The sequence below is a fragment of the Dysgonomonas sp. PF1-14 genome, assembly GCF_029892965.1.
In the GTDB taxonomy this organism is placed as follows: domain Bacteria; phylum Bacteroidota; class Bacteroidia; order Bacteroidales; family Dysgonomonadaceae; genus Dysgonomonas.
This window is the reverse complement of record NZ_JARXWN010000005.1, coordinates 108,427-129,213: the sequence shown is the minus strand read 5'-3', so window position 1 is coordinate 129,213 and position 20,787 is coordinate 108,427. Positions and strand designations below refer to the sequence as shown.

Here is a 20,787-nt window from a genome sequence, read left to right as displayed (position 1 = left end):
TAAGATTATTTGAGTTATGAATAATCTGAAAAGAAAATAAAGTAAAGGTGTTAATAAATAAAATGAAAAGCGGCTTATTTAGAGCCGCTCCCGTTAGTATTATTGTTTGATAAAATAGGATATAATTGTTATCAGGCTTTTATTGATCGGTATATCGGGATTGGTGTAAGTGCTCACTTGTTGCTGCATATCGGTGCTTTCACAGTCTTTGAGTACATGGTTCATATTTTTAATAATCACTTTCTGCGATCCCTTATTAGCTGCAGCCAGCAAGTCGGCATGTTCGACAGGAACTTGTATATCGGTTGTCCCTTGTACGATAAGCACAGGGATGGTTAGTTTACCTACCTCGACCTGTGGATTGTATTTGAACCATGAAATCATGTAGGGCTGTACACTAGGACGAAAGAGGGAATTGAATGCTACAGGCACATCTGCTATAGTTTCGCCTTTTTTGAGTTTATCAATATACGAAAACATAGTCTCCTTTATGGCAGGCTGGGTTGCCAACTGCTTATCGAGCTGTTCCCTCAGTATTTCGTCAGCGGGTTTTCCCGATCCGGCTAATGATATATATCGGGAAACTTTAGGATTGTTTACAGAGGCTATCATGCCTATCAATGAGCCTTCGCTATGTCCGGCGATAATGATTTCGGAAAATCGTTTATCTTCAGATAATAAGTCGATCCAACCGCGCACATCATTAATATAGTCTTCGAAACGTAGGTCGGATTCTTGTTTCATTGCATCTTTGCTTTCGCCGATACCAAGTTTATCAAAGCAAAGGGAGGCTATGTTATGATAATACAAACCATCTGAAAGCATTTTCAGCGAGTTGTTTTTCATTTGCGGGTTATTGCCGTCCCTGTCGGTTGGGCCTGAGCCTGCAATGATGAGAACAACGGGAGTTTGTTTACTATCAACAATATAAGGCACTTTCAATGTTCCATGTATGTCTCCTGATGATGTTTTTAAGGAGATGGGGGTTTCTGCAATAATTAATTGAGCAGAGAGCGATGTCGATACCAATAAAAGCAGACAAACTATTGTAATAATTATATTTTTCATAAGACTTATTTATTTTATTAGTGGTACAATCTGATAAAGGACTATTTTGGATATTATTTCACAAATTAGCAATGCCACAGCGAATGATATCCATGCCTTTGCCCCTTTCAGGTTTGCCGATACGGAATAAGCATTATACTTGAGTATGATAGACCAGATGGAGAATATCATAAATACAACAGCACTGATCATTACAGGTATAATATTTGCCTGTAGTACAGTTATAATATCCGTATTCAGACTTTCTATACATACATGAAATGAGGGAATAAAGCCTAACAATGCCGCTATTATAAGGGGAGCTTGCGACAATGCCATCGTTCCGGCAATATCGATAAGGCGTGTTTCCGATTTGGATGCGACACGAGCTGTAATATAGAATACAGCTGTAAGTATAATTAAGGTAGATAACTGATAGAATGCATGGATAATATAAGGTGTCGGAGAACTCAGGCAATTGAGATGTATATCTATAATTCCGTCAAAATGAGTATAACTCAGATAACCTAATATAGATATCAATGCCATAACGGCAATGCCCGCCAATAATGCTTTTACTCCGGCAATGTAAGTAAATGGTCTGAATAGCCATATTACGATAGTCGATTTATTTTTCATAGCTGTTAAGTTTTTTGATTATATCATCCAGCAAATTTCTCACAGTAGGATAACTCAGTCCCAACAGCTTAGCCATATCTTTGAGGCTTCCGCTATTTTTTACAAACTTGAGGACAAAGTCTTGTTCTTCGACCGACAGGCGCGTCAATACAGGCAATTCGTAAAGGCCATGTACTTCGGTGCCGCAATTTTCACATTTCAGGCTTTTTACTTTTAGTTGCGATTGGCAACTCGGACAATTACAGGGTAACATAATTCATATATTTTTTACAAATATATATGATAATATTAATAATATCAACATATGAATAAATATTATTTAGTTTTTATTGAAATTAATTTCATGTAATTGAATTTTTGCTAAATATATTTATTGATTATTGTTTAAATCATCTCACGTAAAGCGAAAAACATCAGATCGCTAACTAAAAAAGCTCCCTGTATAACAGAGAGCTTTTCACATATGAGATCTAATTGAATTTTATTCGTTGATCAGGGTAAACAGTTCTTCGGCAGCCTCACGAGGTCCGTCTTTTGTTTTACCATCAATAGCCAGCGATGTGTGCATTTCACCTATCTGTACTCCGGCAGTTTTCATGTCTTTGAAGTATGAGCGAACAAGCTTCTCTGTAGCTTCACGTTCCTGTACAGGACCGAACGGATTAGCAAAATAAGACTTAACAAGGCCTTTTTCGGTAGTTGTGCCTTTCGCTTTACGCGCACCGTCTTCGAATATGGTAATTGCCTTATCCAGATCATTATAGATAAGTATCTTCTTGTCGGCTTCATTGTAATTGTTGGCATACAGGAAGTAGTCTATCGGATAACCTTTCGAGATGATTTTATATGTTGAAATAGGTATTGTAACACGCGCATTCACCCTGTCCATATTGGTATATACACCTTTGTCGAGCTGTTCGAAGGCATAAGCCGGATCGAGGTCGTCAACACGCACAAAAGCGCCGATTTCGGTTCCATAGGCTTTGATCGTGCCATCATCTTCTTTTTTAAGGTAGCCCATGTCGTCAAAAATCACACGCATGTGGCGTATATAATTTTCATTCAACGTACGGAACGCTTCAAGGCTCTCAGACTTTCCTGCCCCACTATCACCAACTATGATAATATTGGATTCTTTGCCATTGCGTAAAACGATGTTCACCATAGCACCATGTATAGGCAGGCGTTGTTGTTCTATCTGTTTCACATTGTGCAACGTAAGGAGCATCTTCTTCATATAGCCGAAATAGTCTATATCATCGCAATAGTTGGCATAGCCTACCAGTATATCGTTCTTCTTGTCTTTGTAGTAGAAGGTACGTTTTTCTTCGAAGCCGTCAGGATAGCCGAATACATAGATCATATCAGGCTTTTTGCCGATGTACTCTGTCTCGGTAGCCAGTTCGAACAGGTTAGCCAGTCCTATACCGTGTACCATAAAGTCTTTGTGGAAATATACAAATGTGAGCATATTTCCTACTTTGGCAGGGAATACAAACCAGTCGTCTTCATTCAGCACTACATTCAGCAATGGATTCTGCTGGTGCTCCTGAAAGATACCGTCACGTGTATTACGCTTTGTATATGAGATGTATGGTGGTTGGAAAACAACTGTACTGATAAATGGTATAGAAGCCAATCCTTTATATTCTATCGGACAATTCCAGCTTACATCATTCAGTGTGAGTCCGGCATTGGCTCCGGCTGTAGACTGACGATAGACACGAGTTTCGTATCCGTTTACAGTGGCCTGAATGCGGCGTCCGGTAGACAGTATCAGTTCGTTGAACATATCGTTTGCCTGAATGAAACGCACATTCTGAAGTCCGTCCCCTACTCTGTTGTTTCTTACGATAGTGTAGCGTTCGAGTCTTTTCCAGTAAGCAAGGAGCAGCTCAGTGACTTCTATAAAGAGGTCTTTATCTTCGAAGAATCTAGAGTATTTGTTATCTACAGCAATGACTTCCTCTATATTGAATACTGTCAGCAGTTTAAATACTTCTATCATTGAGTCTACCACTTCGTCTTCACTGCCGAAATGCTCTGTATAGTAGTCGTATAGTACAACTTCGTCTTTCTTTAAAACTATTTTGATGAATGATTCAACTACACGCCTGAAACCAAAACTGTTCAGAAGTTTTTGTTTCGTATCACAATATTTGAGCGTGAAGTTGATCATGGCTCTTCCTCTGGAAAGCGTAAATTCATGTAACATAATGTTCTATATATGGTTAAATTAATACAAAAAAGTGAATTCTTTTTGACAGATCAAGCAAAGATAGCAAAATATTTTAACTTTTGAATTATTTTGACACGTTATAAATAACGAGAATATGTTAAATAATCTTTCGCTTTTTGCAAAATAACATTCGGTGTTTAAACTAAAGCTACTCTGTTTTGTTCTATTATTACAACTGGATTATCATAAAATAATATATAAAATTATGGCAAATTCAAAAATCACTGCCCTTTTGGGAGATCAGGCTGAATATCTGCTTGGACACGTTAGTAAAACTATTGACAAATCGTTGATTCATGCTCCACAACCCAATATAATAGACAATGTATGGATAGATAGCGACCGTAATATTCCTACACTGAACAATTTTCAACGCTTATTAGGACATGGGCGTCTGGCCAACACCGGATATTTATCTATATTACCTGTCGATCAGGATATCGAACATTCAGCCGGAGCCTCTTTTTCCCCCAACCCCATATATTTCGACTCAGAGAATATCGTTAAACTGGCACTTGAGTCGGGGTGTAGTGCTGTAGCCTCTACTTATGGAGTACTAGGTTCCGTAGCGCGGAAGTATGCTCATAAAATACCATTTGTGGTAAAGATCAACCATAATGAGCTTCTATCCTACCCTACAAGCTACGATCAGGTATTATTTGGTACAATCAAAGAAGCCTGGAACATGGGAGCCGCTGCCGTAGGGGCAACTATTTACTTCGGATCTGAACAAAGTCGCCGCCAGATTGTTGATATTGCCAAAGCATTCGAGTATGCACACGAGCTGGGAATGGTAACCATACTATGGTGTTACCTGCGAAACAGTGACTTCAAAAAGGATGGTGTAGACTATCACAGTTCGGCAGATATGACTAGTCAGGCAAACCATATAGGTGTAACCATTAAAGCAGATATTGTTAAACAAAAGCTGCCAACAAACAACGGTGGATTTAAAGCCATCAATTTCAGCAAATGGGACGAGCGTATGTACACCGAACTGGCCTCCGATCACCCGATCGACCTGTGCCGTTATCAGGTAGCAAACGGTTATATGGGACGTGTAGGACTAATCAATTCAGGCGGTGAATCACATGGAGCTTCTGACCTCAAAGATGCCGTATATACAGCCGTTGTGAACAAACGTGCCGGAGGTATGGGGCTGATATGCGGACGCAAAGCTTTCCAGCGCCCGATGAAAGAAGGCGTAGAACTGATAAATGCTATTCAGGATGTATATTTAGACAACGAAATAACGTTAGCGTGAGCTAAGTCTAGTGTTTTTTATTATAGTTGCTGAAGAAGTCCCTCGTACCCTGTGTGCGGGGCTTCTTTTTGTCTATAGATCACTTTTCATTGTCTTCAATACGATATGCAATCCGGCAACTGACCAGAAGGCATACTAAATAGATTGCATATATTATGGATATAATATAAAAAAACATAGTAATTGATGTTTGGGATGGTACATGCTTATTTCTATAGTATTAGACGCATAAATTACATAATTTATTTGATATTATCTGATTTTTTATCTTAATTTTCAGTTTATTATGTTAACCTGAACTTGTGTAGAAATAAGTGTGCAGAACTATTTTAACTAAAACCTTACAACTCCGACAGAAATTCGAATCTTTATTAAACTTAAAACTTTTAAATCTGCTATATCTCAAAGATCGCTTTTCCCTATAGATAAACTTTTTTGCTTCTCGTAACATTATTGGATTTGTCTCCTGATTAGCTTACTTCTCTACTTTCAGATATCATTAAAAAATTCTACTTTTGCATACTTAATTAGAATTATAGCAATGAGTAACAAAATATCATTCACAGATATAAAGAACTCTAAAGAGATTCGCACTTACATCAAACAAGCCGATGCTTCACTAAAAGCTCTTGGGTTTACCGAGCATAGTTTTGCCCATGCAACCAAATGCGCCGAAGTTGCGGGCAAACTTCTGGAAAATCTGGATTATTCCAAGCATGAAGTAGAATTGTCAAAGATTGCTGCTTACATGCACGATATAGGCAATGTAATAAATCGTGTCGATCATGCCCAGAGTGGTGCTGTAATGGCCTTCCGTATCCTCGACAAAATGGGAATGGAACCTAAAGACACTGCTGCTATAATAACGGCTATAGGCAACCATGACGAAAAAACGGCTTTCCCCGTAAATGCCATTGCTGCCGCAGTGATAATTGCTGATAAGACAGATGTACGCCGTAGCCGGGTACGTAGTAAAGATACGATTTATACAGACATTCACGACAGGGTGAACTATGCTGTAGAAAAGGCCGAATTGAAGCTAAATAAAGAAGATAAGACGCTGACCCTACATCTTACTATCGATACAGAAATAAGTGCAGTGATGGACTATTTCGAGATATTTATGGATCGTATGCTGTTGTGCCGTAAATCGGCAGGCTTCTTTGGGCTTACATTTAAGCTGAATATGAATGGGAACGCCTTATTGTAGGCCTACTTATATAAGGCTTTTCTCAATTCTTCATCTGTAAAGTTTTCATTGCCATTTTCGAAAGGTAGTCTGAATTTACATCCTGCTTTCCATTCCGAACAGCCATAGGCTGTTTTTCCTTTTAGGATAGTCCCTTTGCCACATATAGGACAGAGAAGCGGCTTTTTTTCCTTCTCTTTTTTGGGCTTTGGCATCTTCTTCTCTCCGGCAGACTTCTTTTCCTTGGGAGCTTTCTTTTTAGGTTTTTCGGCTTCTTCTTTTACTGCTTCTACAATTGTAATGCTACCTCCCCATTCGTTCTTCACATTGGTTACAACTTCGGTAAGCATCTGTTTCAGTTCGTCGATAAACTGTCGTGTATCGTATTCGCCTTTCTCTATCTGGCGTAGCTTCCTTTCCCAAATACCTGTTAACTCTGCCGATTTTAGCAGCTCTTCTTTTATAGTACCTATCAGCTCTACCCCTGTCTGTGTGGCATACAGATTTTTACGTTCTTTGCGGATATAGTTTCTTTTAAAGAGAGTCTCTATAATGGCCGCACGCGTAGACGGGCGCCCTATTCCGTTCTCTTTCAGCGCATCGCGCAGTTCTTCATCATCCACAAGCTTTCCTGCCGTCTCCATCGCCCGTAAAAGCGTGGCTTCAGTATAATATTTAGGCGGCTGCGTCCATTTTTCGGTCAGAGATGGAATATGAGGCCCTGTTTCTCCCTTGACGAATGCAGGCAGGATATTATCATCGTCTTTATCTGTTTCATCTTCTTCCTGATTAGCTCCTGTATTCGCAGGTTTCTCGAAAACAACACGCCAACCCGGATCGAGTATCTGCTTACCGGTCACTTTAAATTCAACTTTGGCAGCCTCGCCCAAAACGGTTGTAGTTGCAATCTTGCAATTGGGATAAAATGCTGCAATAAAGCGCCTTGTAATCAAATCATAAACTTTTTGTTCATCTGCCGACATGTTATTGGCACGTACGCCCGTAGGAATTATAGCATGGTGATCGGTCACTTTACTATTGTCAAATACCTTTTTTGACTTAGGTACTTTAGGCAATGCCAGTACAGGCTGCGTAAGCGTTTCATATCCGGCCAGCCCCCGCAGTATAGCGGGTACTTTCGGGTACATATCATCGCTCAGGTAAGTAGTATCTACACGCGGATAGGTAGTCAGCTTCTTTTCGTAGAGCGATTGTATGGTTTTTAGAGTATCTTCTGCCGAAAAAGCGAATTTCTTATTGCATTCTACCTGTAATGCTGTAAGGTCGAATAGTCGCGGAGGAGCTTCTTCACCATTCTTTGTGGTTACGTCGGTAACTTCAAACAGTGATTGTTTTATCTCTTCCAAAAACTTCTCACCTTCGTCCTTTGTTGTAAAACGACCTTTCGTAGCCGAGAATGTCGTTTCACGATACAGGGTTTTCAGTTCCCAATACGGTTCGGGCTTGAAGTTCTCTATTTCGAGCTGACGGTTTACAATAAGTGCTAATGTAGGGGTTTGCACACGACCGATAGACAATACCGATCTGTTTTGTCCATACTTTACGGTGTATAGGCGTGTAGCATTCATCCCTAGTAGCCAGTCGCCAATAGCGCGGGATAATCCGGCTTCATATAGCTTATCGAATGCAGACTGATCCTTTAAGTTACTAAACCCTTCGCGCATCGATTCCTCTGTAAGAGACGATATCCACAGGCGTTTTACAGGAGCCTTACACTGAGCCTTCTGCATTACCCAGCGTTGTATAAGTTCTCCCTCCTGCCCTGCGTCACCGCAGTTGATAACTTCGTCTGCTTCTGCAATCAGTTTCTCGATAACGGCAAACTGCTTTTTTACTCCTTCATTGTCTATCAGCTTAATGCCGAAGCGAGGCGGAATCATTGGCAATACAGCCAGCGACCACGACTTCCATTGAGGTGTATATTCGTGTGGCTCTTTAAGGGAGCAAAAGTGCCCAAAAGTCCATGTCACCTGATAGCCGTTGCCCTCAAAATAACCGTCACGCCGGGAGCTTGCTCCCAGTATATTGGCTATTTCGCGTGCTACGCTTGGTTTCTCGGCTATACAGACTTTCATTATTTTATTTTTTAACTAAAACCTGACAAAAGTTACAAGTTTACCAGTCTTTAGTGTACTAGCTTGCTAGTTCAAATCCCTCTTTTTTCTAGTACACTAGTAGACTAAAAGCTAGTAAACTGAAATTTTAACTAAAACCTTACAAAACTTACAGTTTTCGCTATAGTTTTGGTTTATGTTGAATACTGTTTTTTCTTTTATTTTCTTATATAGATAAAAAAGTTTTAAGTAATGGATAATAAATATTGTCGTATTTTTTTAGGTAATAGGGGCGAAATATCTTTCGCCCGATATAGTTGCGGGCGAAAGATATTTCGCCCCTACAGCATTGAACACGACAATAAATATTATGTGTTACTTAATAGCTTTCATCCGCATTAGGGAAATCTACCGACTTCACATCTTTTATATAGTGCTGAACAGCTTCGGTCATTACTGTATGCAGATCGGCATAACGGCGCAGGAATTTAGGCGAAAAGCTCTTGTTTATTCCAAGCATATCGTGTACTACCAATACCTGACCATCGGCATGAGGGCCTGCCCCGATACCAATAATAGGGATAGACAGTTGGTCTGTTATTTTTTTTGTCAGTTCTGCCGGAATTTTTTCCAACACAATACTGAAGCAACCTATCTCTTGTAATAGTAAAGCATCGCTTATCAGTTTTTCGGCCTCTTTATCGTCCTTTGCTCTTACTGCATAAGTTCCGTACTTGTTTATAGACTGTGGCATAAGCCCCAGATGTCCCATCACAGGAATACCTGCATCTATAATCTTCTTTATATCGGCAGCTATTTCGGCGCCACCTTCTATTTTTAGTGCATCGGCTCCTGTTTCTTTCATCATACGGATCGCATATTGCAGCGATTTGAGCGGATCGCCCGAAACGGTACCGAATGGCATATCTACAACTACCAGTGCACGTTTTACCCCATGCATTACCGATTGTCCGTGATAGATCATCTGATCGAGTGTCATTGGCAGTGTGGTAATGTTTCCCACCATTACATTCGAAGCCGAATCGCCTACAAGTATAACGTCCAGTCCTGCCTGATCGAGGATAGACGCCATAGAATAATCATAAGCTGTAAGCATGGATATTTTTTCACCGCGTTGTTTCATTTCTATCAGGCGGTGTGTTGTAACCTTACGGTTGTCTTCTGTGTATGTTGACATAATTTTATGTTTTTAGATTAATAAACCGGACAAAGGTAAAAATAATATATCAAATGTAGCAAACAGAATTTATCCTGCTTATTTACAGGAATATTTTAAAAGCTTATTTCTGTTTTCTGTCATTATTTTGTATTTTCGCATTCCGAATACAATAAAACTCATCACATTGGAACTTTCAGTATTACAAGAGGTGTTTGAGACTCATAAAAATGTCTCGGCTGTTGTGTCTATTCTCGCAAAGCACAAAAACATCTATGCAAAAGGATTGCAGGGATCATCTGCATCCATGTTTGCCGCAGCTTTGTTTCATAAGACCGACAAATGCTTTCTTTATGTCCTCAACGATCAGGAGAGCGCCGGCTACTTTTATCACGACCTCACTCAGATACTGGGCGCTGATGATGTATTATTTTTCCCATCGGCATACAAACGGGCAATCAAATACGGACAGATAGATCCGGCAAATGAAATATTGCGTACCGAAGTGCTCGGGAAGCTGCAAACCGACAATAAACATCTTATTATCGTTACCTATCCCGAAGCATTAGCCGAAAAAGTGGTATCAAAAACTATTCTGGAAAAGAACACAATACATATAAAGGCAGATGAAGAAATAGACAGGGGATTTGTTTCGGACATGCTCGATTCGTTCGGATTCGAATATGTAGATTATGTGTATGAGCCGGGACAGTATGCCATCAGAGGTAGTATTCTCGATGTTTTCTCATTTTCCTACGAATTTCCGTATCGTATAGACTTTTTCGGAGACGAAGTGAGTACTATCCGTACATTCGATATAGAAACCCAGTTGTCGAAAGAGAAATTTCAACAGATACAGATAATACCCGATATGCAAAAGTCGGATCTGGACAGAGAGTCTTTTCTGAAACTTATTCCGAAAGATTCCGTTGTCGGTTTTAGCGATTTTACATGGGCAGGGCAAAAGATAGAAGCAGTATATACAGACACAGCCATTCTGGACAATCCCGAATATGAAAAAGATGTGCAGGCAAAACTTACGACATACGAAGAGTACACCTCGCTTATCAGCACATTTAAGCATGTCCATTTCGGAGCCAGAATGCAAGGAGTAACGGATGCTACTATCGAATTTAACACTGATCGTCAGCATTCTTTCCATAAGAACTTTGATCTGATAAGTGAAACTTTTCATAAATATATAGATCAGGGTTTTAATATATATATACTCAGTGACAGCGAGAAGCAGCATAAACGCCTGAAATCGATATTTGAAGACCGGGAAGATAATATCGACTTTATTCCGGTAGAAAAAACATTATCGGAAGGCTTTATAGATGAAACACTGAAAATATGCTGTTTTACAGACCATCAGTTGTTTGACCGTTACCACAAATACAATCTGAAATCGGACAGGGTGCGCTCGGGTAAATTTGCCTTGTCGCTCAAGGAGCTGCAACAGTTTCAAATAGGTGATTATATTGTACATATCGATCATGGTGTGGGGCAATTCGGCGGGCTTGTGCGTTCCGATATGAATGGTAAGATGCAGGAGTTGATCAAACTTATATACCTCAACAACGACTCTATATTCGTGTCGCTGCATGCTCTGCACAAAATTTCTAAATACAGGGGCAAGGAAGGTGAACCGCCGCGCATCAACAAACTGGGTACGGGGGCGTGGAACAAGATCAAAGAAAAGACCAAAAGTAAGGTAAAAGACATAGCCCGCGACCTGATACAGCTTTATGCCAAACGTCGACAGGAAGAAGGCTTTAAATTTTCGCCCGATTCGTTCCTGCAAAACGAACTGGAGGCTTCTTTTATTTATGAAGATACTCCCGATCAGGTAAAAGCTACCGCAGATGTAAAACTGGATATGGAGAATGTTAAGCCTATGGACAGGCTGATTTGTGGCGATGTTGGTTTCGGCAAAACGGAGGTAGCCATACGTGCTGCATTCAAAGCAGTAACCGATAACAAACAGGTAGCTGTACTTGTACCTACTACCGTACTTGCATATCAGCATTATCAGACATTCAAAGACCGCCTGAAAGACTTTCCATGCAAGGTAGAATACATTAGTCGTGCCCGTAGCAACGGCACTATAAAAGAGACGCTGGATGAAGTAAAAGAGGGTAAGGTCGATATCCTTATCGGGACACATCGCATAGTGAGTAAAGATGTAAAATTCAAGGATCTGGGTTTACTTATTATCGACGAAGAACAAAAATTTGGCGTGGCTGTCAAAGAAAAGTTGAAACAGATGAAATCGAATGTCGATACTCTTACAATGACGGCAACCCCTATCCCGCGTACACTACAATTCTCTCTGATGGGTGCGCGCGACCTGTCATCTATCACTACCCCGCCGCCAAACCGTTATCCGATACAGACCGAAGTACATACATTCGATCCGTACATTATACGCGAGGCTATCAATTTTGAGATGAGCCGCAACGGTCAGGTCTTTTTTATCAATAACCGTATAAAGAATATCTACGAACTCGAAGATATTATCCGCCGCGAAGTACCCGATGCCCGCATTGCCGTAGGACATGGACAGATGGATCCGGCTAAACTGGAAGCTATCATCATCGACTTTGTCAACCACGAATATGATGTGTTACTGGCAACTTCTATTATAGAATCGGGTATAGATATACCGAATGCCAATACAATCATTGTAAACAATGCCCAGAATTTCGGGCTGAGCGATTTGCATCAGCTTCGCGGACGTGTAGGGCGCAGCAACAAGAAAGCTTTTGCATATTTGCTCGCTCCTCCGTTGCATACACTTACTCCCGAAGCCAGAAGACGCCTACAGGCTATAGAGAATTTTTCTGAACTGGGACATGGCTTCCACATTGCTATGCAGGATCTCGATATACGCGGAGCAGGTAACCTGCTGGGAGCCGAACAAAGTGGTTTTATAGCCGATCTGGGATATGAAGTATATCAGAAGATACTCACAGAAGCTGTAAACGAGTTGAAAAATGAAGAGTTCTCCGACATTTACCACGAAACCGAAGGAGAAGAAAAGATAGCCGGAGACGATTTTGTCGACGATGTACAGATCGAAAGCGACTTGGAACTGCTATTCCCTGCGACATATATACCCAACGATTCGGAACGTATTACCATTTATCGCGAACTCGATAATATGGAACATGAACGTGATGTACTCAAATTCATGGAACGGCTCGAAGACCGCTTCGGGAAAATTCCACCGGAAGGCCGCGAACTTATTATGGTGGTACGCTTGCGGGCATTAGCTAAAACACTGGGTATAGAAAAGGTGGTACTCAAAGGCGGACGCATGAGTTTGTTCCTTGTGTCTAACCCTGAGTCACCGTATTACCAGTCGAAAGCATTCGATAAACTACTCGATTATATACAGAAGTACCCGCGCAGTTGCGAATTGAAAGAACGAAACGGCAAGCGTTCGGTAAGTATCCAACATATTCCAAATGTAGAAACCGCATGTATGGCATTAATGGAGATTATGGGGTGAAAAGTTGATCATCTGATTTATATTATTAACTTTAACTTTTCAGCATGAAATAATATAAACTAAAATGAAAAACACTATGAAACTTTTTTATTTACTTATTTTTTCGCTTATTTCTATTACTGCTGTAGCCCAGGATATCCAGTATTCGGAGGAAGAACTAAAACAAAAGCTTGACTCTGTCCTTCTCGAAGCCGATTTATTGTACAGATATGAAAAATCAGCATGGATTTCTACAGATTTAGCTTTAGCCGATCCTAATATAAAAAAGAAATTCGGGGCATACCTCACATATAATGAAAGTGAAGTAATAAAGACTGTAATTCTTGATAAAAAGCGAGAAAATAGCATAGCCCAATATTCGTTTTATAATGACTTTAGCAGACCAATGGGAATTTCATCGGAAACAAAAGTATTGGATGCCGGAGAAAAACAAATATTAGCTGTCAGGGAAAAAATAATAGAACAATTGGACGATCCTAAATATGAAATTGGTGTACCACAGGGATATAGCCTGAATCTGATATTGATTCCTGCAAACGGAAAGTATAAATTATATATTATAACCGGAACGTCTCAGTCAAATGTTATCCCTTTTGGTAACGATTATCTATTTGTTGCAGACAGTGAGGGAAATATAGAGGATTGGAAAAAATTCCATTCACGATTAATTCCTGCCCAAACAAAATTACCGGACGGAAAACAAGTTATATCTGTAATACATAGTCATCTTAAGTCGAATCCGTTAATTTCGGCAACAGATATTTGTACTTTCAGACTGTATGCCCCATTGTATGGACTGGAAGAATTTTCTGTATATTCTCCGGCAATAAAGAAATATATGAAGTATAATCTATCCACTAATTCTATTACAACAGACAAATAAGAATTTCTTGTTAAATAACAATAAAAGGATTGTTTATAGAAGCGGCATTTCACAATTATATATTTTCTTTGTCGCGTCCAATATAAAATATAATACCAATGGAAAAAACACAGCGGATAGATGTAGCCGACGCCTTACGGGGATTTGCCATTATGGGTATCTTCCTGTTGCATAGTGTAGAACATTTCAATTTCTACTCTTTTCCCGAAACCAGTAGCCAGTTTCTCAAATTCACAGATAAAGCCATCTGGGATTCGTTATTCTTTACATTCGGCGGAAAGGCATATGGTATATTCGCTCTGTTGTTTGGTTTTAGTTTCTTTATTCAGGATAACAATCAGTTGCAACGGGGAAACGATTTCCGCTTGCGCTTCCTGTGGCGCTTGTTCCTTTTATTCATTTGGGGAAATATAAATGCTATGTTTTTTACAGGGGAAATACTGGTGATGTATTCCATACTGGGTATAGCACTTATATTGGTAGCAAGGCTGAAAACCAAAACTGTATTCATTATAGCCATGATACTGATGCTGCAACCTATGGAATGGGGTAAAATGATATATGCTATCTTAAATCCTGAATATGTGCCGGCAGAACCACTGGCCAATTATTATTTTGGACGGGCATTTGAAGTACAAAATAATGGTACATTCCTCGAAACTGTGAAAATGAATCTCTGGGACGGACAGCTAGCCAGCCTCACATGGGCATGGGAAAACGCACGTTTCTTTCAGACTCCGGCTCTGTTCATGTTGGGTATGCTAATCGGGCGCAGGAAAATGTTCCAGAAGACGGATGAAAATATCAGATTCTGGAGAATAGCGCTTATTGTAGCTGTAATTTGTTTCTTCCCACTTAAAGGATTAGGCGAAATACTATCCGGATTTATAGAGAATCCTGCCGTATTGAGGCCTTTGAAACTTATAGTAAAGTCTATTGAAAACATGGCATTTATGACATTCCTTGTCTCGCTTATCATGCAGCTTTATTACCTGACTACTAAGGGACATAATCTGCTAGACAAGCTCCGTCCGTACGGAAAAATGACACTTACCAGCTATATCATGCAGTCTATTGTGGGTAGTATGCTGTTCTATAACTGGGGTTTTGGCTTACACAACAAGCTAGGTGTTACATATTCATTCCTGCTGGGAATAGTATTGTTCCTGTTGCAATATCTATTTTGTCGCTGGTGGATGAAGAATCACAGGCATGGTCCGTTAGAATATATCTGGAAGAAACTGACTTGGATAGGTAAATGAAAATAATATTCATATATTTGAGAACTTACATATTATAAAGGTCTATATTATGAAAACACTACGCAGATATATCGGTTTATTATCAATGGCAATGATAATTTTGTTATCATCGTCATGTAGTAATGACGATAACGATAATGACAGAGAAGTTATATTACCTCAAAAGATCACAATGTATTCGTATGGTTATAATTCTTATAATAGAGATATATTGACAGAATATACCTTTTCGTTTGATAATAAAAATAGGGTAAAAAGTATAATAAAAGAAGAATCTGGCATGGGTATGCACAATAAAGCCAAAACAGAACTAATGTTTTCTTATGATGACAATACCGTAACAACATACAAATTCACTTCAATTATTTATGCTCCCGACGAAGAAAAGCCTGAATATATAGAAGTATCGCGAATAGAGAAAAATGAGCGGTTTACATATAAAAATAATGCAGTAGACTATATTGCTCATACTTATAATATGGAAGTTGCGATACATCTATCATTAAATACTAAAAATCAAATAGAAGAAAGAATGATAGCTTATAATGCTTATACAGAAAACTGGATATATGAACATGACAAAAAAGGGAATATGGTAAAAGGACAGAGTGGCTTTTCAGGTAATACATATATTTCGGAATATGATTCTAAGATTGGCATTTATAAAGATGTTAATAATCCGAGTTGGTTCATAATGGAGTTTCTACCTCTAGGATTGAATATTAATAACAACCTATTGAAGACAACAGGCGAAGATGTAGAAGACCCTTATGAAATTATCTATAATGCTAACGATTACCCTATATCCATAGAGAATATTTCATATAAAGCCATAATAGAATATTCTAAATAAACGTATAAAAATAAAAGAGGATTACCATCGCGGCAATCCTCTTTCCGATTAAAAAGAAGCGTGCTTAATAAACAGTGTTCTGCGGATCGAAATTAGTCCAGTCTTTGAGCCAGTTGTCCGCATCCGAATCGCTGGCGAAAGCTCCCGAATAAGTTACTTTGGCAAAGAAGCTATCCTGTAGGAACGCATCGTTGAAAGATGCTGCTCCAAGTGCCGGACTACCTGTCACAGGGCCGTAATTCGGATTAGAAGCCTTGCTGTCAGGCTGGCTCAGTTTCAAATCCGATATAGAGGCTAGTGCTTTATTATTATTTGCTACAATATTGAATATAGTGCTCGATACAGATGCTTTTGTAGGATCAGTAACAGCTGTTCCGTCTGTAGATTCCTGATCTGTCCATCCATTAGCCTGTTTGTTGATATCCGATCCGAGTATCCCCATTCCTGCAAACAAGTTGTTCTGTATCTTGAGCGCTCCCTCCTTAGCCCATGTGTGGGTTGTTCCTTTCTGATTGTCGAGCAATAAACCTACCGGATATCCTGTTGCAATGGAGTTGAACAGATTCAGACGAGAATTGCGGCGGATCTGTACAGCAGACTGAAACACACCCAGACGCGAACCATTATTCGGATTCATGCCGTCACCTGTTATGTATTGTGTTGTATTAGCAAAATCAGATGCTTGTCCCATAGGCCCTATCAAAGTCACATTGCTGAATACAGCCGATGTGTAAGGCGAGTCGGTAGTTCCATTTGAATTATTGTCCGATTCGAAACCATTCGATAGCGACTGATCGGCTAATTTCGGATTGCGTATGCCTAGCAGGAATTGCAGTTTACCGGAGAAACCGTTATCCGTATCGAAATCATCGTCCCATCCGTAATATGCTATCAGATATTTTGCATTCACCGTACCTCCGAACCACTCGAATGAGTCGTCATTGGAATATGATACCTGTACGTGGTCTATCTGGGTAGCTTTACCTACTGAACCCATTGTCAGACCATTAATCTCCAGATCGGTCTCGAATGGATAACCTGCAAACTCGATGCGTACATAGCTCACAATACCCGAATTATCATTATCGTCATTTCCGCCATGTGTGGCAAGCGGACCACCTTCTATAGGCATACCTTCATTGATATCTGTATTGTTCTTGGCACGCCCGCACAGGATTATACCACCCCAATCGCCGGGTTTACGTTTTCCTTTTTCCTGATTCGATGTGAATATGATAGGTTCTGTTACTGTACCTTTGGCAATCAACTTCCCTCCTCTTTTGGCTATCAATGCCGCTTTAGTATCTTTATCCCCTTTTATCACCGTACCGGGTTCTATGGTCAGCGTAGCTCCGTCTTCTATATATACCCATCCTTTCAGTACATAAGTACCTTTTTTGATAGTATGGCTTTCTTTTACATAGAAATCCCTTTCCCCATTACCAATTTCAGCTCCATTATTAAAGAGAATTTGTTCCGCATCAGGGTCTGTTCCGGGATCAGTACCTGGATCTGCAGGATCATTATTGTTGTCGGAACACCCCCAGAGCAGCACAATAAATGCCACAACAAATAATTTACCGAATAAATTTAAAGTTTTCATAATTGATTGTTATTAGTAAAATGAATAATATTCTGTTTTAAAATGTATATCTAGCCGTTAATGTTATATTCCGTCCGGGCTTGTATTCCTTTGTTGTTTGTTCCCTTTCCTGCGTATTGCCGTTTTCATCTATAAACTTGGGGAACTGTTTGTACTTCACCTTCTGAGCCAGTATGTCTTTTATTCCTGCGTTCAGTTCGAAGTGTGGGCCAAACTTCTTTGTCACCATAAAGTCGACTACGTTGCGCGGCATTTCGTACATATCGGGTATATCGTTATTGATTGTCGACCCTTCCGAAGACGATACACGCCCTATACCCACAATACGTTTACCGATGATGTTGTACAACAGGCTCGATGTCAGTCCCAGTTTATCATTCTGGTAAAACAACCCTGTATTCACAAGGAACGGTGATTGTCCCTGCATCGGGCGATCGTGGTTTGCACCTGTATTTTCTATAAACTTCACCTCGCTTTTTATCAACGCCCCGTTGAAAGTCAGTGATAAGTCTTTCAGACCTACAAATTCCAGATTTTTCTTTACATCCAGTTCTACACCATAGTTGTCGGCAGTATTGGCGTTGCGGAAAGTATAGATATAAGTACCGCCTCCATCGAGATATGTCCATTCTATTGGGTTCGAAAAACGCTTGTAGAATAAGGCGAAAGAGACTACTTCGGCGCTCGACGGATAAAATTCATATCTAAGGTCGAAGTTGTTGGCATACGCAGGTTTTAGATCGGGATTACCCGACACGAAGCTGAATAGATCGAAATCGTAGTATGAAGACGGTGATACTTCTCTGAACTCCTGTCTGTTGGTAGATCGTCCGTAGGCTAGTCTTACAAGTTGGTCTTTTGTTATATTGTATGATGCGTTTATTGACGGGAAGATATCAGTATAGTCGTAATCAGTTGTTTTCGATTTGTCGCCTTTAATGGTAGTATAGCTTTTCAGCGACATCTTATTGTTTTCTATACGCGCTCCTGCATAGATATTGAACTTGTTGAGCGGAATATTAAAGCCCAGATATCCGGCAATCAATGTATTTGTCCCCGAATAATCGTTCAGGCGATCGGTGTCGTCATATACAAACAGTTTGTCTGACGCATAATTCTCAGGGATGAGTATCTGGCTAACAACATCTCTGTATGAGAAATCATCGGGCAGATTTTCGGGTATCCAGCGATATTTGAAATAGCGGGTATTGTAATCTCTGTCGCGGTATTCGGTGTAAGCTCCTACTTTAACAGATGGCTTAAAACCATTGTCGAATGAAAAATCGCGTACATAATTTGCTGTCAACGAATAGTTGTATTCATTCAGTTTGTTAAAATCCCGAGTTATGTCGTTCTGATCTACCTGATATTCCATATAATGGGCATCTCCTGCATAACCGTTCTGTTCCCAGTTGATAATACGCCTGTCGGGCTGATTCTTGTTTGCATAAGAAAATCCGGCCACCCAGTCGAGATTATCTTTATCGGTTATCGTATGTTTTCCTGCCAACTGAGTGGAGTATGTCAGTCTGCTGCTGTAGATATATTCCGCCTTGCGCTGTCCGTAAAATCCGCTTGTATTCTGATAGCCCTCGCGGTCGGTATATCTGTCGCGTCCTACCTGATTCAGCATATTGCGGAACTCGAACCGATGCCTGTCGTTCGGCATATATATCAGGTTCGCCATAGCCCCTACCCTTGCATCGTTATTATACTGATTGTCTGTATATTTATAGGTGAAGTACGGCTTATCGTTATCCGAATCATATACTCCGTATCTGGAGTTTTCCATGTCTGTATACGTCTTACTGGTATAGCTGTAATTCAATGCAGCTATCACACCCCATAGGCTGTTGTTGCTTCCTGCATATTTACGGTTGATAACGAAACCCAGACGCTGATCTGGTATCGGTTTCTTAGTCTTCACCGACCAATCATTATTAAAACCGTTTTTGGTTACGTCTGTTACCAGCTGGCTGTTTTCGTTATCCATGCGTGACGATGGCACCACAGACGATAATTTCCGCATACCGTTGTCGAATCCCAAAAAGTCTGTACCACTGCTTTTGCTATACTTGAAATTTTTAAACTGTGTCTGTGTATTTATGCCTATGCCATAGCTCAGTTGTATAGAGTTTTCGCTGGGAATACCTTTTGTTTCCACTTTGATGAATCCTCCTGAAAAGTCGGCAGGTAGCTCCGGTTGCGGCGATTTCACTATCATTATATTCTCTATCTGCGAACTGGGAATAATATCGAACGAAAAGGCTCGTGTATCAGCTTCGGTACTAGGTATAGAGCTGTTGTTTACCCATACATTATTGTATCGCTGAGCTAATCCTCTTGCTACGACGAATTTGTCGTCCAATATAGAGATTCCGGGTATGCGCCTGATCACTTCCGACGCGTCCCTATCCTGACTTTTAGATATTTGCTGTGCCGAAACTCCACTTACTACTGCATTCGATTTTCGGATAGAATTGAGTAATGACACTTCCGAGTTGATACGCCCTACGGCAACTACATATACTTCGTTCAGCGCATGTTCCGATTCCAACATGGGAATATCTACGATCAGCGGTTCTCCTCTTTTTACATTCACATCAGTAATTTCCAGTGGCTGATATGAAATATAAGAGGTCGTCAGTGTATATCTTCCGGGCGATACATTCAGTTCATAGTTTCCGTCAGCATCACTGATTGTTCCGACTGTCGTTCCTTTAATGGATATGGCTACACCCGGTAATATCTCCTGTGTATTAGCATCTTTTACTGAGCCTCTGATTATGGTTTGCGCGGTGAGTGTATTGGCAGCTATAAATATAAATGCTGCGAAAATTACCCTGAATAAAACATTACATTGCTTATACATACTTCTGTTTATCTGTTACATATTCTTTTTAAAAATTCACAATGCAAAGCACTTGCATTTTTGTTACAGACAAACTACATATATGATAAGCTTGGATAAAGAAACTGTATCTTTTTTGTTAATGTGAATGTAACAATGTTAAATGAAAGATTATTACATCCGCCGAAAAC

Annotated in this window: 14 protein-coding genes; 6 read left to right on the top strand and 8 right to left on the bottom strand. The window is 40.0% G+C overall.

The window, feature by feature from the left end:
- Positions 1–99 precede the first annotated feature (99 nt).
- The 4 genes from M2448_RS08185 to M2448_RS08170 form a co-directional block, all read right to left on the bottom strand.
- Positions 100–1,068 carry an alpha/beta hydrolase gene (locus M2448_RS08185; protein ID WP_280645694.1) on the bottom strand — a complete coding sequence of 323 codons (969 nt, stop codon included), beginning with the start codon at positions 1,066–1,068 and terminating at the stop codon, positions 100–102.
- A 9-nt stretch (positions 1,069–1,077) separates the two neighbouring features.
- On the bottom strand, positions 1,078–1,686 hold the full coding sequence (locus M2448_RS08180; RefSeq protein WP_280645695.1) for a YIP1 family protein: 609 nt from the start codon (positions 1,684–1,686) through the stop codon (positions 1,078–1,080).
- Positions 1,676–1,939 (bottom strand): DUF2089 family protein, encoded by a 264-nt coding sequence (locus M2448_RS08175; RefSeq protein ID WP_280645696.1) that lies wholly within the window; start codon positions 1,937–1,939, stop codon positions 1,676–1,678. The genes M2448_RS08180 and M2448_RS08175 overlap by 11 nt, the downstream gene beginning before the upstream one ends.
- 228 nt (positions 1,940–2,167) lie before the next feature.
- Positions 2,168–3,901 carry a phosphoenolpyruvate carboxykinase gene (locus M2448_RS08170; RefSeq protein ID WP_280645697.1) on the bottom strand — a complete coding sequence of 578 codons (1,734 nt, stop codon included), beginning with the start codon at positions 3,899–3,901 and terminating at the stop codon, positions 2,168–2,170.
- Positions 3,902–4,130: 229 nt separating this feature from the next.
- On the opposite strand from M2448_RS08170, the gene M2448_RS08165 reads away from it, so the two are divergent.
- Together M2448_RS08165 and M2448_RS08160 are read left to right on the top strand one after the other, a co-directional pair.
- Positions 4,131–5,189, top strand: coding sequence for a class I fructose-bisphosphate aldolase (locus M2448_RS08165; protein WP_280645698.1), 1,059 nt, complete (start codon positions 4,131–4,133; stop codon positions 5,187–5,189).
- A gap of 541 nt (positions 5,190–5,730) precedes the next feature.
- The gene (locus M2448_RS08160) at positions 5,731–6,399 is read left to right on the top strand and encodes an HD domain-containing protein (protein ID WP_280645699.1); all 669 of its coding nucleotides are present in this window, start codon (positions 5,731–5,733) and stop codon (positions 6,397–6,399) included.
- A gap of 2 nt (positions 6,400–6,401) precedes the next feature.
- Here M2448_RS08160 and M2448_RS08155 read toward each other — a convergent pair whose 3' ends face one another.
- Both M2448_RS08155 and panB read right to left on the bottom strand, forming a co-directional pair.
- Entirely contained in the window at positions 6,402–8,474 is a 2,073-nt protein-coding gene (locus M2448_RS08155; RefSeq protein ID WP_280645700.1) for a DNA topoisomerase 3, read from the bottom strand.
- A gap of 358 nt (positions 8,475–8,832) precedes the next feature.
- Positions 8,833–9,651, bottom strand: a complete 819-nt coding sequence (panB, locus tag M2448_RS08150) for a 3-methyl-2-oxobutanoate hydroxymethyltransferase (protein WP_280645701.1) — start codon at positions 9,649–9,651, stop codon at positions 8,833–8,835.
- 166 nt (positions 9,652–9,817) lie between these two features.
- On the opposite strand from panB, the gene mfd reads away from it, so the two are divergent.
- The 4 genes from mfd to M2448_RS08130 all read left to right on the top strand — a co-directional run bounded on the left by mfd (position 9,818) and on the right by M2448_RS08130 (position 16,142).
- Positions 9,818–13,144, top strand: a complete 3,327-nt coding sequence (mfd, locus tag M2448_RS08145; RefSeq protein ID WP_280645702.1) for a transcription-repair coupling factor — start codon at positions 9,818–9,820, stop codon at positions 13,142–13,144.
- Positions 13,145–13,220: 76 nt separating this feature from the next.
- The gene (locus M2448_RS08140; RefSeq protein WP_280645703.1) at positions 13,221–14,027 is read left to right on the top strand and encodes a hypothetical protein; all 807 of its coding nucleotides are present in this window, start codon (positions 13,221–13,223) and stop codon (positions 14,025–14,027) included.
- 98 nt (positions 14,028–14,125) lie between these two features.
- Positions 14,126–15,289, top strand: coding sequence for a DUF418 domain-containing protein (locus M2448_RS08135; protein ID WP_280645704.1), 1,164 nt, complete (start codon positions 14,126–14,128; stop codon positions 15,287–15,289).
- Between the two features lie 49 nt (positions 15,290–15,338).
- Positions 15,339–16,142 carry a hypothetical protein gene (locus M2448_RS08130; protein WP_280645705.1) on the top strand — a complete coding sequence of 268 codons (804 nt, stop codon included), beginning with the start codon at positions 15,339–15,341 and terminating at the stop codon, positions 16,140–16,142.
- A gap of 64 nt (positions 16,143–16,206) precedes the next feature.
- Here M2448_RS08130 and M2448_RS08125 read toward each other — a convergent pair whose 3' ends face one another.
- Positions 16,207–17,745: a hypothetical protein gene (locus M2448_RS08125; protein WP_280645706.1), complete on the bottom strand. Its 1,539-nt coding sequence runs from the start codon at positions 17,743–17,745 to the stop codon at positions 16,207–16,209.
- A 37-nt stretch (positions 17,746–17,782) separates the two neighbouring features.
- On the bottom strand, positions 17,783–20,617 hold the full coding sequence (locus M2448_RS08120) for a TonB-dependent receptor (protein ID WP_280645707.1): 2,835 nt from the start codon (positions 20,615–20,617) through the stop codon (positions 17,783–17,785).
- Positions 20,618–20,787: the final 170 nt, after the last annotated feature.

Excerpts from the sequence above, each read along its gene's own strand:
- M2448_RS08125 (WP_280645706.1), bottom strand. The coding sequence starts at position 17,745 with ATGAAAACTTTAAATTTATTCGGTAAATTATTTGTTGTGGCATTTATT.
- M2448_RS08130 (WP_280645705.1), top strand. The coding sequence starts at position 15,339 with ATGAAAACACTACGCAGATATATCGGTTTATTATCAATGGCAATGATA.
- M2448_RS08170 (WP_280645697.1), bottom strand. The coding sequence starts at position 3,901 with ATGTTACATGAATTTACGCTTTCCAGAGGAAGAGCCATGATCAACTTC.
- M2448_RS08185 (WP_280645694.1), bottom strand. The coding sequence starts at position 1,068 with ATGAAAAATATAATTATTACAATAGTTTGTCTGCTTTTATTGGTATCG.
- M2448_RS08180 (WP_280645695.1), bottom strand. The coding sequence starts at position 1,686 with ATGAAAAATAAATCGACTATCGTAATATGGCTATTCAGACCATTTACT.
- M2448_RS08175 (WP_280645696.1), bottom strand. The coding sequence starts at position 1,939 with ATGTTACCCTGTAATTGTCCGAGTTGCCAATCGCAACTAAAAGTAAAA.
- M2448_RS08155 (WP_280645700.1), bottom strand. The coding sequence starts at position 8,474 with ATGAAAGTCTGTATAGCCGAGAAACCAAGCGTAGCACGCGAAATAGCC.
- M2448_RS08165 (WP_280645698.1), top strand. The coding sequence starts at position 4,131 with ATGGCAAATTCAAAAATCACTGCCCTTTTGGGAGATCAGGCTGAATAT.
- M2448_RS08135 (WP_280645704.1), top strand. The coding sequence starts at position 14,126 with ATGGAAAAAACACAGCGGATAGATGTAGCCGACGCCTTACGGGGATTT.
- M2448_RS08160 (WP_280645699.1), top strand. The coding sequence starts at position 5,731 with ATGAGTAACAAAATATCATTCACAGATATAAAGAACTCTAAAGAGATT.
- panB (WP_280645701.1), bottom strand. The coding sequence starts at position 9,651 with ATGTCAACATACACAGAAGACAACCGTAAGGTTACAACACACCGCCTG.
- M2448_RS08140 (WP_280645703.1), top strand. The coding sequence starts at position 13,221 with ATGAAACTTTTTTATTTACTTATTTTTTCGCTTATTTCTATTACTGCT.
- M2448_RS08120 (WP_280645707.1), bottom strand. The coding sequence starts at position 20,617 with ATGTATAAGCAATGTAATGTTTTATTCAGGGTAATTTTCGCAGCATTT.